At 41.3% G+C, this 17,114-nt stretch carries 16 protein-coding genes; 8 read left to right on the forward strand and 8 right to left on the reverse strand.

The features are described from left to right. Window positions 1–89: 89 nt before the first annotated feature. Together groL and AB4623_RS19800 are read right to left on the reverse strand one after the other, a co-directional pair. On the reverse strand, window positions 90–1,736 hold the full coding sequence (gene groL, locus AB4623_RS19795; RefSeq protein WP_017061290.1) for a chaperonin GroEL: 1,647 nt from the start codon (window positions 1,734–1,736) through the stop codon (window positions 90–92). Window positions 1,737–1,942: 206 nt separating this feature from the next. Next, on the reverse strand, window positions 1,943–2,233 hold the full coding sequence (locus AB4623_RS19800) for a co-chaperone GroES (RefSeq protein WP_010433998.1): 291 nt from the start codon (window positions 2,231–2,233) through the stop codon (window positions 1,943–1,945). Between the two features lie 218 nt (window positions 2,234–2,451). On the opposite strand from AB4623_RS19800, the gene AB4623_RS19805 reads away from it, so the two are divergent. The 3 genes from AB4623_RS19805 to AB4623_RS19815 all read left to right on the forward strand — a co-directional run bounded on the left by AB4623_RS19805 (window position 2,452) and on the right by AB4623_RS19815 (window position 4,697). Further along, complete coding sequence (locus AB4623_RS19805; protein ID WP_372147226.1) at window positions 2,452–3,801, forward strand: MATE family efflux transporter; 1,350 nt, start codon at window positions 2,452–2,454, stop codon at window positions 3,799–3,801. A gap of 113 nt (window positions 3,802–3,914) precedes the next feature. Continuing rightward, window positions 3,915–4,400 carry a methylated-DNA--[protein]-cysteine S-methyltransferase gene (locus AB4623_RS19810; protein WP_102397872.1) on the forward strand — a complete coding sequence of 162 codons (486 nt, stop codon included), beginning with the start codon at window positions 3,915–3,917 and terminating at the stop codon, window positions 4,398–4,400. Between the two features lie 171 nt (window positions 4,401–4,571). Then, window positions 4,572–4,697 carry a hypothetical protein gene (locus AB4623_RS19815; protein ID WP_258183539.1) on the forward strand — a complete coding sequence of 42 codons (126 nt, stop codon included), beginning with the start codon at window positions 4,572–4,574 and terminating at the stop codon, window positions 4,695–4,697. A gap of 15 nt (window positions 4,698–4,712) precedes the next feature. Here the strand turns inward: AB4623_RS19815 and AB4623_RS19820 are convergent, their stop codons facing one another. The 3 genes from AB4623_RS19820 to gpmM all read right to left on the reverse strand — a co-directional run bounded on the left by AB4623_RS19820 (window position 4,713) and on the right by gpmM (window position 7,355). Then, the gene (locus AB4623_RS19820) at window positions 4,713–5,036 is read right to left on the reverse strand and encodes a nucleotidyltransferase family protein (protein ID WP_017067158.1); all 324 of its coding nucleotides are present in this window, start codon (window positions 5,034–5,036) and stop codon (window positions 4,713–4,715) included. Next, window positions 5,026–5,472, reverse strand: a complete 447-nt coding sequence (locus tag AB4623_RS19825) for an HI0074 family nucleotidyltransferase substrate-binding subunit (protein WP_017093683.1) — start codon at window positions 5,470–5,472, stop codon at window positions 5,026–5,028. Before AB4623_RS19825 ends, AB4623_RS19820 begins: the two co-directional genes overlap by 11 nt. Before the next feature lie 350 nt (window positions 5,473–5,822). Beyond that, complete coding sequence (gene gpmM / locus AB4623_RS19830) at window positions 5,823–7,355, reverse strand: 2,3-bisphosphoglycerate-independent phosphoglycerate mutase (RefSeq protein WP_017060549.1); 1,533 nt, start codon at window positions 7,353–7,355, stop codon at window positions 5,823–5,825. A gap of 806 nt (window positions 7,356–8,161) precedes the next feature. On the opposite strand from gpmM, the gene AB4623_RS19835 reads away from it, so the two are divergent. From AB4623_RS19835 to AB4623_RS19845, 3 genes are read left to right on the forward strand one after another with little or no spacing between them, the layout of a single operon-like run. Continuing rightward, window positions 8,162–9,262 carry a sugar transferase gene (locus AB4623_RS19835; protein WP_372147228.1) on the forward strand — a complete coding sequence of 367 codons (1,101 nt, stop codon included), beginning with the start codon at window positions 8,162–8,164 and terminating at the stop codon, window positions 9,260–9,262. Next, window positions 9,262–10,371, forward strand: a complete 1,110-nt coding sequence (locus AB4623_RS19840) for a hypothetical protein (RefSeq protein WP_372147230.1) — start codon at window positions 9,262–9,264, stop codon at window positions 10,369–10,371. The genes AB4623_RS19835 and AB4623_RS19840 overlap by 1 nt, the downstream gene beginning before the upstream one ends. A 12-nt stretch (window positions 10,372–10,383) precedes the next feature. After that, the gene (locus AB4623_RS19845; RefSeq protein ID WP_372147232.1) at window positions 10,384–11,097 is read left to right on the forward strand and encodes a class I SAM-dependent methyltransferase; all 714 of its coding nucleotides are present in this window, start codon (window positions 10,384–10,386) and stop codon (window positions 11,095–11,097) included. On the opposite strand, the gene AB4623_RS19850 is transcribed toward AB4623_RS19845, so the two are convergent. The 3 genes from AB4623_RS19850 to AB4623_RS19860 all read right to left on the reverse strand — a co-directional run bounded on the left by AB4623_RS19850 (window position 11,094) and on the right by AB4623_RS19860 (window position 13,934). After that, complete coding sequence (locus tag AB4623_RS19850; RefSeq protein WP_372147234.1) at window positions 11,094–12,329, reverse strand: hypothetical protein; 1,236 nt, start codon at window positions 12,327–12,329, stop codon at window positions 11,094–11,096. The two genes, AB4623_RS19845 and AB4623_RS19850, sit on opposite strands and share 4 nt — an antisense overlap. Then, window positions 12,329–12,877 carry a sugar transferase gene (locus tag AB4623_RS19855; protein WP_372118391.1) on the reverse strand — a complete coding sequence of 183 codons (549 nt, stop codon included), beginning with the start codon at window positions 12,875–12,877 and terminating at the stop codon, window positions 12,329–12,331. The genes AB4623_RS19850 and AB4623_RS19855 overlap by 1 nt, the downstream gene beginning before the upstream one ends. 112 nt (window positions 12,878–12,989) lie before the next feature. Next, window positions 12,990–13,934 (reverse strand): UDP-glucose 4-epimerase family protein, encoded by a 945-nt coding sequence (locus AB4623_RS19860; protein WP_372147236.1) that lies wholly within the window; start codon window positions 13,932–13,934, stop codon window positions 12,990–12,992. A gap of 173 nt (window positions 13,935–14,107) precedes the next feature. Here AB4623_RS19860 and AB4623_RS19865 point away from each other — a divergent pair, with 173 nt between their 5' ends. Further along, window positions 14,108–15,976: a polysaccharide biosynthesis protein gene (locus tag AB4623_RS19865; RefSeq protein WP_372126646.1), complete on the forward strand. Its 1,869-nt coding sequence runs from the start codon at window positions 14,108–14,110 to the stop codon at window positions 15,974–15,976. Window positions 15,977–15,991: 15 nt separating this feature from the next. Further along, on the forward strand, window positions 15,992–17,113 hold the full coding sequence (locus AB4623_RS19870; protein ID WP_371713979.1) for a glycosyltransferase family 4 protein: 1,122 nt from the start codon (window positions 15,992–15,994) through the stop codon (window positions 17,111–17,113). The last annotated feature ends 1 nt before the right edge of the window (window position 17,114 follow it).

Consider the following 17,114-nt stretch of genomic DNA (forward strand, 5'->3'; position numbering starts at 1 on the left):
TAAGGCTTAAGAGCAAAAAAACGGAGACCGAAGTCTCCGTTTTCTAAAGCTTATGTGTGACTTTCTCTGCTATAGAGAAAGGGGGATGATTACATCATGCCGCCCATGCCACCCATACCGCCCATGCCACCCATATCAGGCATTGCAGGGCCAGAATCTTGTGGCTTATCAGTGATCATCGCTTCTGTTGTGATCATAAGACCAGCAACTGACGCTGCGAACTGAAGTGCAGAGCGAGTTACCTTAGTTGGATCTAGGATACCCATTGCAATCATGTCGCCGTATTCGCCAGTCGCCGCGTTGTAACCGTAGTTACCTTCGCCAGCACGAACGTTGTTAGCAACAACAGATTCTTCATCACCTGCGTTCTTAGTGATTTGACGGATAGGCGCTTCCATTGCACGTAGTGCAACACGGATACCGACGTTTTGCTCTTCGTTGTCGCCTTCAAGGCCAGCAACTTTAGATGCAGCGCGGATAAGTGCAACACCACCACCAGCAACCACACCTTCTTCAACGGCAGCGCGAGTTGCGTGAAGTGCATCTTCAACGCGGTCTTTCTTCTCTTTCATCTCAACTTCAGTTGCAGCGCCCACTTTGATTACTGCAACACCGCCAGCTAGCTTAGCTACGCGCTCTTGAAGTTTCTCTTTGTCGTAGTCAGACGTTGCATCTTCGATTTGTTGACGGATTTGAGAAACACGACCTTGGATCATTGTTTCTTCGCCCGCGCCATCGATGATGGTTGAGTTTTCTTTAGTGATAGTTACACGCTTAGCTTGACCTAGGTCTTCTAGCGTTACTTTCTCTAGGTCTAGGCCGATCTCTTCAGAGATAACCGTACCGCCAGTTAGGATAGCGATGTCTTGCAGCATAGACTTACGACGGTCACCGAAACCAGGCGCTTTAACAGCAGCCACTTTAACGATGCCACGCATGTTGTTCACAACTAGAGTTGCAAGCGCTTCGCCTTCTACATCTTCAGCGATGATAAGAAGTGGACGAGATGCCTTAGCAACCGCTTCTAGAGTCGGAAGAAGTTCACGGATGTTCGAAACTTTCTTGTCGATAAGAAGAATGAATGGGCTTTCTAGATCAACAGAACCCGCTTCTTGGTTGTTGATGAAGTAAGGAGATAGGTAACCACGGTCGAACTGCATACCTTCAACTACGTCTAGCTCGTCTTGTAGAGCCTGACCTTCTTCAACCGTGATTACGCCATCACGACCTACTTTTTCCATCGCTTCAGCAATGATGTTACCTACTGTCGAATCAGAGTTCGCAGAGATAGTACCTACTTGCGCGATAGCTTTTGTATCTGCGCATGGAACAGAAAGGCCTTTTAGCTCTTCAACTGCAGCGATAACTGCTTTGTCGATACCGCGCTTAAGATCCATTGGATTCATGCCAGCAGCAACGGCTTTTAAGCCTTCAGTGATGATTGCTTGAGCAAGAACTGTTGCTGTAGTCGTACCGTCGCCCGCCGCGTCATTCGCTTGCGAAGCCACTTCTTTAACCATTTGCGCGCCCATGTTTTGGAACTTGTCTTCAAGTTCGATTTCACGTGCAACTGAAACACCATCTTTAGTGATAGTCGGTGCGCCAAATGATTTGTCTAGAACAACGTTACGGCCTTTAGGGCCTAGCGTTACTTTTACTGCGTCAGCCAGAACGTTTACACCTTCTAGCATTTTAATACGTGCGTCATTACCAAATTTAACGTCTTTAGCAGCCATCTTAATTTCCTTTCAAATTCTTTGTTTCGGGGCGTCTCAGCGTTATCGCGTCATTCTGAACAGTGAGGGACGAACGTGATTCAGAATCTACTCAAATCGCACTCTGTTTAGATTCCAGATAATTCGTTCCTCATTTCTGGAATGACGATATGAATCATCCAATACTGGCTCTGATAACTTTTACTGAGAGTTAAATGAAAAATAGATTACTCGACGATCGCCATGATGTCGTTTTCAGACATAATCAGAACTTCTTTGCCGTCGATTTTTTCAGTTTTCGTGCCGTAACCTTCAGCAAAGATAACGGTATCGCCAACTTTTACGTCCAACGGTTGCACTGAACCGTTTTCTAGAATGCGGCCTTTGCCGACAGCTAGAATGATACCGCGAGTCGATTTTTCTGCGGCAGAACCAGTTAGAACGATGCCACCAGCAGATTTAGATTCAACTTCTTGGCGCTCAACGATAACTCGGTCATGTAGAGGACGGATATTCATCGGTCTTATCTCCTGATAATTTCCATTTAAATTTTGATAGTTGCCACGATTAGCGTGGGTCAAACAATATGTTGGGGGCGATGTGAAAGATCCCAAGGGGGGAACGAAAAAATTGTGAGCTAAAGTGCAGATTCTCACCCCTCATCTTTCCCTGCTTTTCGTTTACTCGTATCCCGCATCTGTTTATCCTACGCTTTTGGTTTCTATCGGCGTTTTGCATGCAAGATAAGCACGGGCTATTAACTGCCCCAATTGAGAGTACATTGCGTACCATGACCATACCGACCATATTCGGTATGGTGGCGATCTTGATGTTTAACCTCGTCGATACTTTCTTCATCTCATTGCTTGGCACCCAAGCCTTAGCCGCGGTGAGTTTTACCTTTCCAGTCACCTTTGCCATCAACTGCATCACCATGGGGATTGGTATTGGCTTATCGACATGTATCGGTCGATTACTTGGCCAAGGCAGCGCACAAAATGCAGCACGCTTTACCTGTCATGGCTTATTGCTGGCTCTGCTTCTGGTCGGCTGCGCGTCTACATTAGGTATTATCGCCTTAGAACCTATGTTTACCCTGCTAGGAGCAAAGCAAGAGTTGTTGCCGCTGATATCGGAATACATGTCGGTGTGGTATCTCGCGATCCCATTGTTGGTCATCCCCATGGCAGGCAACAGCGCGATTCGAGCGACCGGTGATACGAAAACACCCGCCAAGATCATGCTACTGGCTGGCCTTATCAATGGCGTTTTAGATCCGCTACTCATCTTCGGGTATGGGCCTTTTCCTGAACTGGGGATTCAAGGCGCTGCGATTGCCAGTGGTTTCAGTTGGTTTGGTGCTTTGTGTAGCTCACTCTACGTATTGATGGTGCGAGAAAAACTGCTTGCGCCGCCTAAGCTGACAAACATCGTCAGTGACTGGCGACAGATCTTAAAAATAGGCACCCCAGCGGCTTTGTCTAACGCTCTGAACCCACTTGCCGGCGCTATCATCATGATGATGCTGGCCAAACAAGGGACTGAAGCCGTGGCGGCGTATGGCGCAGCGCAACGTATCGAGTCCATTCTTATCATTGTGTTGATGTCTCTTACTTCGGCGCTTACGCCTTTCATGGCGCAGAACTTTGGCGCAAACAACCCACAACGCAGTTTTAAGGCACTGTTTCTGAGTATGCGTTTTGCTGTGATGTTCCAAGGTTTGATTTTCTTAATGATGGTGCCGTTGAGCATTCCTTTGGCTGCCCTGTTCTCTCAAGAAGAATCCGTCCGAGGCATATTGTGGCATTACCTGTTAGTCGTGCCCTTTAGCTATGGATTCCAAGGCATTGTGATGATGCTGATCAGTGGGATGAATGCCATGCATCAACCACTCAAAGCCTTTCAATGGAGCTTCATGCGTTTGTTTGTCTTTACCTTGCCATTCGCTTGGATAGGCAGCCAAATTGATGGTGTCGAAGGGCTGTTTATAGGCTTAGCCTTGGGGAACATTGTCGGCGGTATTTCAGGGTACTTGTTTGCGCTTCGTGTAAGGGGTAAAGCAGATGCGGGATACGAAAAGATATAAGAGCAGATACGGGATGCGAAAAGATATAAGAGCAGATACGAGATGCGAGTAACCGTGATGCGAAAAGACTTAAGAGCTTGAGAGCAGAAAAAGACTAAAAAAAGGAAGATGACATGGAAGACACCACTTACAAAATGTTCTATGACGCGCCGATTGGCAAGATGATCATTGTTAGCAATGGTGTGTCGCTTATTGAAATTGACCATATAAATCACGAAGAGCTAATGATTAGCAATCCAGATGACCTTTGCCAACTGGCAGCGAAACAGTTAGATGAGTACTTCGCAGGTCATCGAATAGAATTCGATTTGCCATTAAGAGCGATAAAAGGCACTGACTTTCAAAAAGTAGCTTGGCAAGCTTTAACAACCATTCCTTATGGCGAAACCATCAGTTACGGTGAACAAGCGAAAATAATGGATAACCCAAAAGCAGTAAGAGCTGTGGGTGGTGCAAATGGCAAGAACCCATTTAGTATTGTTGTGCCTTGCCATAGAGTCATCGGCGCGAATGGAACATTAACCGGCTACACCGGCGGTATGAATCGCAAAGAGTGGTTGTTAGATTTTGAGCGTTCGATCTTAAATAAAAAGAAGTAAACCTTATCTCACTAGATCAATAATATAAAATTTCGCCATCAAGAAGCGCCATTATCACCAGACAACATATAGTCTATATTTAAAATTTCATACAAAGAGGTGATGGTAATGTCCACTGATACGATTGAATCTTATGAAGATCGAAAGCGTAGAGATGGAGCTATAGCGCTAATGAAACTATTATCGTTTTCTATTGATGATAAAAAACATGGCCGAGTCAATTCAGGTACTCAGATTCGAGATAAACTGGCAAAACGTAAACAATCGGTTCAAGAATCAACATCACCGTTACGCTGATAATAATACGTTCGGTTACTTTAGTTTAATCCCATAAGTGTCAATATGGGCAAGTAGCTCATTCGATGTAATTCTATGCTTAACGAGCAAGTCAACCTTGAATGGAAGCGACGACTGTTCTAAACGATCTTGCAAGCCTGCGACGACACTTAACGAAATCCCATGCCCCTCGATAACAATATCGATGTCGGAGTTATCTTTATAAGTTCCAAGGGCTCTAGAACCGAATACCCAGGCATGAATGACTGCGGCATGACTCAAAACAATATCCTCAATCAACTGATACTGATGAGGCTTAAGGCCGACCGAGTCTGGTTTAACCAAATAACTATCGATCACATTTAACCTCTTGTTCGCATTGACCCTCTTGATCACATTTAAGCTTTAAATAGAGTGTGACTTGCCCTATCACTGGTGAAAATGACTCTAAGATCAGTGACTGAGCTTCAAGGACATTTTCCTCATCATAGGTGTGGGACAATAAATTTCGTTTTATGAGTGCTTCAAGCATAATCTCACACTGCTCCGAAGACAGGTGCTTAGCTTCTAAGGCCGTACGAAAAACGCTCCTCGGCGAAGCCACATCAAACCCTTCAAACTCAAGTAAGTCTTTAAGGGTCTTCCATGTCAGTTCGAAAGAAAATTCAAAAGTTTGTACTAACCCAGCGAGCTCTAACTCATTGTAGCTATCTTGTGAGCACGCTCTCTCAAGCCTTTGCTGCGCTTTCATTAAGTTTTGCAGTCGTTGCTTCCAACGGTCTGGGTTTGAGTTCATATAAACAGCCTAAATATAAGGTAAAAGACAAGTATAGTATGAGCCTTAAGCTACCTAATCATTCAAGAAATGTCACTCTTTCGATATTCATCAAAACTGTTCTTTTCGTCTTTTGTTTAAGGTCGTGCCCTTATGTTCTCCCCTGCATGTTTTTCTTACCCAATACCTGTCCTTAAGCTCTTCGCTACTCGTTTACCCGTATCTCACATCACGCATCCGTTCTTAAGCTCTTCTCATCTCGCTTACTCGTATCTCACATCTATAAAAAAGCCCGCACTTTGAAGTGCGGGCTTTCAAAATCGTTAAAGCTCAACGTGAGCCGCTGAGCCAAACAACTATTTAACTACTGACTATTTAACGATCACATCACCTGACATTTCTGCCGGGATTGCGATACCAGACAGAGAAAGCATCGTTGGTGCTAAGTCAGACAGTTTACCGCCCTCTTTGAACTCAACGTCTTTGTTACCTACGTAGATAAGCGGCACTGGCAAGTTAGTATGTGCAGTGTGGATGCCACCCGTTTCTGGGTTAACCATCATTTCTGCGTTACCGTGGTCTGCGGTGATAAGCAGTTGGCCGTCAGCTTCTTTGATTGCTTCAACCACTTTACCAAGACATTCATCTAGCGACTCTACTGCTTTAACTGCTGCATCGTAAACGCCAGTGTGGCCAACCATGTCACAGTTAGGGAAGTTACAAACGATCGCGTCGTATTTGCCGCCTTTGATTGCTGCAACTAGCTTTTCAGTTAGCTCTGGTGCGCTCATTTCTGGCTGTAGGTCGTAAGTTGCTACTTTTGGAGAAGCAACAAGTTGACGCTCTTCGCCTTCGAACTCGTCTTCGATACCGCCATTGAAGAAGAAAGTAACGTGCGCGTATTTCTCTGTTTCAGAGATACGTAGCTGTGTTTTACCTTCCTTCGATAGCCATTCACCGTAAGTGTTCTCTAGAGAAGCCGGTGGGAATGCACATAGAAGTGGAATGTCTGCCGCGTATTGAGTCAGCATTACGAAATCGATCGCTGGGAATACGTTACGAGCAAAACCATCGAAATCAGGAACGAATGCACGTGTAATTTCACGAGCACGGTCAGCACGGTAGTTCATGAAGATAACTGCATCGCCATCTACGATAGCTGCAGACTCTTCGCCTTCAGCTTTGATTTCAGTCGCTTTAACGAACTCATCGTTTTCGTCACGAGCGTAAGCTGCTTCTAGACCAGCCACAGCAGTGTCGAATGTGAACTCAGCTTTTGCTTGAGTCAGCAGGTCGTAAGATTCTTGAACGCGATCCCAGTTGTTATCACGGTCCATTGCGTAGTAACGACCAATAAGCGAAGCCACACGGCCTTTGCCTAGCTTAGCGAACAGTTCTTGGAAGCGTGCTAGTGTGTTTTCTGCGCTGCGTGGCGGCGTATCACGGCCGTCTAGGAATGCATGCAGGTAGATTTTCTCTGCGCCACGCTCTGCTGCCATTTCAACAGCTGCGTAGATGTGATCTTCATGAGAGTGAACGCCACCTGGAGACATAAGGCCCATGATGTGAACCGCTTTCTCAGCTTTCACCGCTTTATCGATAGCGTTCACTAGCGTTTCAGTTTGGCCGAACTCACCATCTGAAATTGACTTAGTAATACGAGTAAGATCTTGGTATACCACGCGACCCGCACCAATGTTGGTGTGACCCACTTCAGAGTTACCCATTTGGCCATCAGGTAGGCCTACATCTAAGCCAGAAGCCGAGATTAGCGTGTTAGGTTGGTTAGCAATAAGACCGTCTAAAACTGGAGTCTTAGCGTTCGCGATAGCGTTGTCTTGGTTGTCTTCACGGTAACCGTAACCGTCAAGGATCACTAGAGCCATTGGCTTCTTAGCTGACATAGGACTGACCTCGTTCAATTCAAAATAAATCGGTATAAAAACAAATTAGCGTAATTTTACTACAGTTTACAGTCAAAACTGTAGCGGAAGATCAAGAAAGGGCGCAGGTAGGATGATCGAATGTGAAAAAAAGCGTCATTTGATGGTGACCGATACTTTGTTTCCAAACTAAAGTTTATATAAATAATCCCTGTTAGCCTAAGAATTAGATGATGGCTACTCCGTCAAGTCTGTTTTCTTAAAGCTTTAATAATCGGAGAAATCTCACAAGCTTGAGTATTTTTCATATTGCCCCCTATACCAATGCTAGTTTGAAGCATATAAATTCTGACAACTAACACCTAGCTCCCGATGATAACCAATTCCCAGAATGCTGGCCTCCATTATCGGAACTAGTAACAATGCACGCTTGGTTAATGAGCTAGTTCGCATGAGTCAAACTAGATCCGCAATGGTTGTGTTGTTGTCATTGTTAGCATGCTCCTTCACCAATCCAAACGTCAGTGACCCAGGATTTACTAAGTTTGGTCATTAATCTAGATCTTGGAATGAAAGCTGAGTAAAACAGGTCGAAAATTGAGATTAAGCTCCCTAAATTTAGGAAAAACCTGCACCTTATAACCTCGCTGCTAACCTAAAATTTTGATACACTCCACCACAGGAAATACAATATACGAATTACTATGAAGCTTTATACGATCCAACATTCATTGGCACTTCTTAGCATTCAATTAATCATAACAAGTTGGTGTCTATTCACATACTCTCATTTACCAAACACTGTTCTTAATTCTATGATTTTGGTTATGTTTGTATTTTTATTAACTACTTATACTCTTCCGTCAAAAAATAGACTATTTTCAAATAAACAGCATGAGTTCATTATTACACTTATAAGTAGTTATGGCGTTTCAGCTCTATTTATTACACTCATCCGAATAGATTACTCTCGTCCTGCTTTGCTTATAGGGGCTGCCTTAACCTTTATTTGGATTCTCATCTATTATCGTTTACATAAAAAACAAAAAATTACACTATATTCTCTTACTGGATCAGTAGATAGTGTTGACTCAAGTTATAAAAACATTACCATATATCAGTATCAAAAAGACATATCACTACATCAAATCAAAAAAAACTCCGATGGACTGGTTACTAATCTCCATGAAATACACTCAAGAGATACAGCTCAATTCCTTGCAGATTGTGCTCTTGCTCAAATACCCGTTTATCATTCGGAAGTGATTACTGAGCGATTAAATAAACAAGTATCAACTACTCATTTATCCGAAACCACCTTACAATCTCTCATCCCAAACTCTAGATACTTAAAAATAAAGCCCGTACTAGAAGCAACTCTTATCTTACTATTTTTGCCTATAACTCTTATTTTATGCTCTATTATTTCAGCTCTACTTTATATACAAGATCCAGGAAAAGTAATATACACCCAAACTCGAGTTGGAAAAAATGGTACAACATTTACTCTGTATAAATTCAGAACCATGTACAATTCAGCATCAATCAAAAGTACACAATTTGCTACTCAAGAAAAACATCGAATTCATATTATTGGTGCTTGGTTAAGAAAATTTAGATTGGATGAAATACCGCAGTTTTATAATGTATTAAAGGGAGATATGTCCCTAATTGGCCCTCGACCTGAGCAACCTGAATTTGTTAAGTCCTACAAACAGCAAATCCCATTTTACAACTATCGCCATACGGTAAAGCCAGGAATCACCGGCTGGGCACAGATAAATCAAGGATATACCGACAATTCAGAATCAACGCAGACAAAGCTAGGCTATGATATCTATTATATTAAGCACTACAGCTTCGAGTTAGATTTAACTATCGCAATAAAAACGGTTAGGACCTTACTAACAACTGATGGATCTGCGTAATGAAGCAAAAAAAAGTAGTACATATACTCATTGACAATGCCACTCGACTTGAATTTTTCCAACGAGTCCTTAAGAATGAAAATACTACACCCTCTTATGTACTTCATTCGAACATCTATACCTATGTGCTAGCAAAAACAAAAAAGTATCCTGGCAGCCATATTTTACTTAGACAAAGTAAAGTTAAGAAAAACACAGTACAGTCAAGCATTGAAGAGATTAAGGGACAAAGAGAATATCACTATGGTATTAACCGAAGTAACTTTAAAAAATTAGTAGAACCAAATGATGAACTATGGGTATTCTCAGGATTTCAATACGTCGCTTTAGAAATAAAGACTACACATCATAATATTCGTTACTTTGAAATAGCTAATTTCCCGAATAAATACCAGTCAAGTTATACAGGGGTAAATGCGGATGCAGATCATCATCATAAAATAGAAGAATTGCGAAGAACTCGTACTGTGACGCCTAGAGAAATAGAACTGCTAAAAAAACGATTACTAACTTTTCGTCCACCACACGTTGACTCATCAATACTAAGTAAAGCTCTAGAACAGTTTGTGAACCTGATAGGCTTTTATTGCCTAAAAACAACAGCACCTCATTCATCTCCCTTGCAGCAATTAAAAACAGCTTTAGAGATCTATCGAGTTAGAAAGGTAATTCATAGCCATAGGAGCTTACAACGCCCAAGTAACTTCAATTTATTCATAGGACAAGTAGCACAAGATTCACAAACCTTATTTCAATCTAATACAAATGCCATTGATTCAATTAAAAAAGCACACAAAGATTCAGAATCAAAAGGACTTCCTCTTATCGTTCGGCTTCACCCTGGAGAAAAACAACTCTGCGTAATACAAGAACAAATCCATTTTTGTAAACAAGAAGGTATTCTCATATGTAACCAGGGAGCTTTGCTGGAAAGCGTTCTTGAAAGTGAGCATGTATATACAATAAACTCCACTGGAGGGTTACATTCTTTACTCCTTGAAAAACCAGTAACCCTTTATGGAAAAAGTTTTTATCAAGACTGGAAAGCCAGTGATGTCGTCCTTTATCACCAACATTTACTTCAAGAATTACACTCTCCTAACTCTTAAAAGGGAACAATAGTGAACATAATAACTACATCCACTAAAGTTGGGGATAATGCTCAACTTTCATTTAAAAAAGTGGCACTACTAGATATCCGACGACACTCAATTCCTGAACTATGCAAAGATCAACGAGTGTTAGTGATTGGCTGTGTAGATATGATTGATATGCTCTCCATGCAAAAGTACATAGAACAAGGAGAACATCAATTCCACAATATTTCCCAAAAAGCCAGCTATACAGCAGGGCTTGATATCAATGAAAAGGGCATTAAATTACTGCAAGAAAAAGGATACCATGTTGATTATTGCGATATATTCAATGATCAAAACAAGTACCTAGAAGAAGAGTATGATTATGTCGTTTTATCTCATGTGATAGAGCATGTTGTTGATCTAACAGGCTTCATAAAAAAAATAATGAACATTGTAAAAACTAAACAAGTTATTTTTGCGGTACCAAATGCATACAATATAAAACATGCGCTTCCCGCTCTATTACTACAACGAGAGAAAGTCAGTAATGACCACTATTACACTTTTACACCAATCACCTTTGTAAAACTTATCGAAGGGTTGAACTTTGAAGTAAAGGAACTCTATTTTGATCAAGATAGAAGGCTGAAATCAGGTAAAAAACACCTCTTATTAGGGACATTGTGGTCACTAGTAAAATCAAAACTATTCAAACACAGTGGCGATATTATTTTAGTTGCTCAATATAAATATTAACTTTTATTTACGTCACTCTGAAACTTATATGAAAAATAAGCCGTAAATAAAGTATAAATGGTTTTACCTCCAATCGAGGCTAACACAGCCCCCCATATTCCATAGTTAATAGTTAACACAGCGAGAAAAACAAAAACGACAAGTGCGGACATAACTGTCGAAATGGTAATATAGCCTAATTTATTGTGGGCTATTAAAAAGCTTTCAGTCCACCCCAAAAAAGCTGCAGGAATCAGCAATAGTGAGCTATAAATCAATAATTCATGAAAAGATACATACTCCTCCCCAAACATCCTCATAATATCTTCACTGGAAACAAATATAATCATTACACCAAACAGCATGGTAACGACAGGAAAGAATGCCCCCACATAACCCAACTTCAATACTGCTTTTGAATCTTTAAGACTCACCGCTTTAGTAAAACGAGGTAAGAGTAATATTCTTGCTCCAACAACTACAAAGAACAAAACATTCATTAAACGAGCAGTAACTCCCATCACTGCAATACTCTTATCATCTAACCAAAATGAAGATAAAGGCAGCACCAGATGTGTAACCGCAAGACCAAGAACCATAATCGACAGGTATGGCAATGTGCTTTTGAATGTCTTATTTAACTCAGCAACTGATATTCGACTAAACCCTATATCACCCATTTTAATCAAATAACCTAGCGCAATAACTAGCGTCAAAAAGACACTAAAAGAATACAATTTAATAAGAGAATATTTAGGTACACTCAGAACTAAAACAACAAATATAAAAGGTTGTAAAACAAATTGAAAAAACGCCCCCAAAGGAGCTTTATTATGACCTTGAAATATAGTCATCGTTAAAAAAAACAATGACATTGCGTATATTTCAAATAAACCTAGTTCAACAGTTAAGTCAAGCAACCTAACTAACACCCCAAAATACAATCCAAAACAGATCAATGCACCCAATAAGGAAAGCAAAAAAGCAGCAGAAATAGCGCAGTATTTTTCTTTTAAGTCATAACTGGCGGCAATATTCTTTACGAGTAATCGCCCCCCTCCCAATGTAGCCAATTGTGATACAAAAACAAGAATACCGAGAGAAATAAAATATTGCCCAATAATCTCTGGTTGATATAAGCGAACCAGTAATAAGTTAACTAGTAAAGCCCCGATTGCCCCTGTAACCTTAAGAGAACCAAGTTGAACCCCCTGCTTAATTAATCCGCTCGACTTACCTAGGCTATTCCTCACTACACCCTATCTCCAGAACCCTTGCCTGAAACTGTCTGTATAATATAAAGAAAATAGAGTTTTACTGATAACTTTTGAATCATCTTTTTATCCCACTCCGCCAGCAACTTAGGTGTCGACATATCGATATCATTAATTTGAGCTAAACCCGTTACACCAGGCCTAACAGAGAGAACCCCTCTTGATTCTCTCTCGTCAATCAGTTTTTGTTGGTTAAACAAACATGGCCTTGGACCGACTAAGCTCATTTCACCTTTAAGCACGTTGTACAGCTGAGGCAGCTCATCAAGTTTGGTTTTACGCAGGAATCCACCAAGCTTAGTCACTGAACTCGCTCCAACTAAATGAGTCGCTACAGACTTGGTTTCGACTGGCATGGTGCGGAATTTGACCAAGGTGAAAGGTTTTTTGTTACGACCTACACGGGTCTGAAAAAAGACAGGCGACCCCGTATCAAAGTAACCAAGGATACAAATAATGAGAAATACTGGCCATAGGAACAGCAGGCCAAAGAAAGCAAAAACAAAATCTAACAAACGAATCAAAATATGTGTCCTATCAAATTCGGATTGAAAACATGGGGCGCTATAAGCACCACTAATCAATAAAGGATACCTGAAGAATTTATGGATATGAAAGCCATAAGCTACCTAAAACGCATCAATGCGACTTCAAGTAAGCTTCTACGGTTCTTTTGAGCCCTTGTTCAAAACTTACAGGAGGTTTCCATCCCAAGATCTCTTTCGTCAAACCTATATCCACTTGGAGGTTGCCGCATATTCTTTGCGCTATGTGCTGTTTATTTAAAACTGACGATCCAGCTTGTATCCAAGACATTGGGATTGGAATTAATCGCGGTGATTTCCCCATAGCATGAGCGATGGTTTGCATCAATTGAGTTGTCGATACATCCTGATCATCAGAAGCTAAGAAGGTATAGCCCGGAGCTGAAGGGTGCTCGCAACAAGTTAGTATCAAATCGGACAAATTATCCAAATAAACCAAGCTTCTCTGGTTCTTTATAGCACCAAACGGTAACGGAATGCCTTTATCAATCAAACGCATCATAGATAAGAAATTTACTTTGACGCCAGGCCCATAAACTAATGGAGGCCTAATGATAACCACTTCTAGCCCTGTCTCTTTTGAAAGCTTAGCCAACTCAACTTCAGCTTCATACTTGCTCAAACCATAAGGGTCTTGCGGAGTATTCTTTAAATTCGGTTCAAAGGGTAAATTTGGCTCACTGAATTCACCGTTAACTTTAATAGAGCTGACAAATACAAACCTTTTAACGCCCGCTACAGCGGCTTGCTTCGCTAGGTTCAAAGTGCCAAGGGTATTGATATCTCGATAGGCAGTTAAAGCACCTTGCTCACTCTCATTCATTTGATGCACTCGAGCAGCACAATGAACAACACAATCCACACCTTCGAATGCACCAGACCAATCGGTAGAAGCATCAATGGAAGGGATAACCAAGCTATTAGTTAGTGGCTCTATTTGCTTACGCACAACCGGAATGACTGCCCAGTCTCGCTTTTTGGCCAACTCAACAACTCTAGAGCCGACAAAACCAGTACTACCTGTAACCAAAAGTTTCATAAAACAAACCGCTCAACAATCGAACAAATAACAAACAAAATAAACAGTAAACCGATTAGGTAACACATAACAACCAATTACATCTAGCTTACCGCACTTAAGAACATTAAAATACACGCTAAAAACTAACAACAATCAAACTCAAGACGCTCAGTGACACGTTAAGGAATATCATGATCAGACCAATACACATTTTGCTAAATGCTAAACGCAAGCATAAGCGTTTCATCAGTATTGGCTATGATATTTTTGCTATCGTTATTTCACTCTATTTGGCGATTGTCTTACGACTTGGAAACGCATTTTTTGAAGTAGAAGTCGAAGAACTAATAACACTATTTGTTACTGTATCGATCACTATTTATAGCTTTGTTAAGCTAGGGATGTACCGAGCAGTTTTACGTTATATGATGTTGCCCGCAGTTGGCAACATCTTCTTTGGCGTAATAATTTCCACCTTAGCTTTAATTATGAGCGGCTTTTTTTTCCACTCGTTCATCCCTAGAAGTGTTCCATTTATCTATGCAGGTTTGGCAACGCTGACTTTAGGTGGCCCCAGAATCCTCATCCGTTCAATTTATTATCACTGGTTTAAACGTCAGAAGCCCAATGTATTTATTTATGGCGCGGGAGCAACTGGTCGCGATCTAACATATGCCCTAATTCAGGGAGACGAATACAACCCAGTAGTTTTACTTGATGATGACCCTACAAAGTCAGGTCAAATAATGTTCGGACTAAAGGTCCATCACCCAAGTGAATTTGAACACCTTCAATCCCTTTATCAACCCGTAAAGCTGCTTTTAGCCATTAATGGGATAAATAAAGGAGAGCGCTTGAGGCTGGTTGAAAAGTTGTCACATTGGCCAATCGCAGTACAATCCGTTCCATCAGTAGAAGATATTGCTGCAGGAAAAGCGACAGCAACTGACGTAAAGGACTTAGACGTTGCAGATCTACTTGGAAGAGCTGCAGTGGACCCTGACAAGGCACTTTTAGCGCAAAATATTTTTAATAAGAATGTTCTTGTCACTGGTGCTGGAGGCTCTATTGGCTCTGAGCTCTGTCGTCAAATCATGTCACAGAAACCCAAAACTCTTGTGCTGTTTGAGTTAAATGAATACAACCTTTACAAAATCGACCAAGAACTAAATTCGACAAAAATAAACTTAAAAAGCGAAACTCGAATTGTTGCAGCTCTTGGCTCCGTTCAGAGACAAAACCGCTTAGAAAAAGTGATGGCAGCGCATGGAGTTGAAACTGTTTACCATGCTGCAGCATATAAACATGTTCCATTAGTTGAAGATAATATTGTTGAAGGCGTTCGTAATAATGTGTTTGGCACACTTGCTTGCGCTGAAGCTGCGATCCAGACCGGGGTAAAAAACTTCACTCTAATCTCAACAGATAAGGCAGTGAGACCAACCAACGTAATGGGGGCAACCAAGCGCATGGCTGAGTTGGTTCTTCAAGCGTTGGCAGATAAGCAAAACACCACAAATTTCACAATGGTACGTTTTGGTAATGTCTTAGGCTCTTCAGGTTCGGTTGTTCCATTATTCAAAAAGCAAATCAAATGTGGCGGCCCTGTAACTGTCACTCACCCTGATATCATTCGTTATTTCATGCTGATCCCCGAAGCTGCTCAACTTGTTATACAAGCAGGAGCAATGGGTAACAATGGTCAAGTGTTCGTCCTCGATATGGGTGAACCAGTCAAGATTTTAGACCTAGCGAAACGAATGATTCACCTCATGGGTATGCAAGAAAATATAGAAGGATCACCTCAAGAGGGCGATATTTCTATAAAATTCACAGGACTACGTCCAGGCGAAAAGCTCTATGAAGAGCTGTTAATTGGGGATAATGTGGAAGGCAGCGGCCACCAGAAAATAATGACGGCTAGAGAACAGATACTCAGTTGGAACGAAATGCAGCCCCTGTTGGATCAACTGGATTTGTGCTGCCATAACTTTGATGAAGAATGCATTATTCAAATATTGTTAGAAGCTCCAACTGGATATAAACCTAATTTAAGTTGATGGATTAAGAACCTAATGAAAGTACTACATGTTTACCGCACTTGTTACCCAGAAACAAAAGGAGGCTTAGAGCAAGCAATTCGTTATATTTGTAAAGGTAGCAGTGAGCAAGGCATCAAAAATACCATCCTAACTTTAGGCTCAGAGAATAAAGAGTATGACTTTGAAGGTAGTCGAATCATTGTCGTCAAAAAAGATTTCGAGATCTCGTCTAACGGGTTTTCATTTAGTCTAATTCGCCGTTTTAGAAAGTTAAGTAAGCAACACGATATAATCCATTATCAATATCCTTGGCCTACTGGTGATTTGCTCAGCCTCGTCGCACCTAAAAAACCATGTTTAGTAAGCTATCAGTCCGACATAGTTAAACAAAAGTTACTAAAGAAAATTTACCAGCCCCTTGAGCAACATTTCCTGACTAAAGTTGACCGAATCATTGCCAGTTCACCTCAATATGCGCAGACAAGCGAAAACCTGATCAAATATGCGAATAAAGTCGATGTTATTCCTCTTGCAATCGATGAATCTACTTATCCAACTGTAAATGAAAACGAACTGAAAAAGTGGGAGAACCGCGTTGGTAGAGGTTTTTTCTTGTTTGTAGGTGTACTTCGATACTATAAAGGACTGCAATACCTTCTTGAGGCGGCTAAATTAAATGGATTACCTATTGTAATTGCTGGTGATGGTCCAGAAAGGGATAATCTAGAAGCGTATATCAAAGAGCACTCACTCACGAATGTGAGACTCGTTGGATTCATTTCTGAAGAAGATAAAGTCGCACTTCACTCTTTGTCAAAAGCCTTTGTCTTTCCCTCGCACTTGCGCTCTGAAGCATTCGGGATTTCATTAGTAGAAGCGCAGATGTTTGGTAAGCCTATTGTAAGTGCCGATATAGGAACCGGCTCTTCTTATGTGAATGCAAATGGAGAAACAGGGCTCACAGTTCTACCTGCAGATGGTTCAGCATTTTCAGAGGCTATGCAAACGTTGGACAATGATGAGCAGCTATGCCAAAGGCTCGGACAAAGAGCACGCCAACGTTTTGAAAATGAATTTACAGCAAAACGCTATGCGGATAATTACATAGCGCTATATAACCAACTCATTGCATCGCATAAGCTTACAAGGAACTAAG

Source organism: Vibrio sp. 10N.222.52.C12, from assembly GCF_041474215.1.
Classification (GTDB): Bacteria; Pseudomonadota; Gammaproteobacteria; order Enterobacterales; family Vibrionaceae; genus Vibrio; species Vibrio crassostreae_C.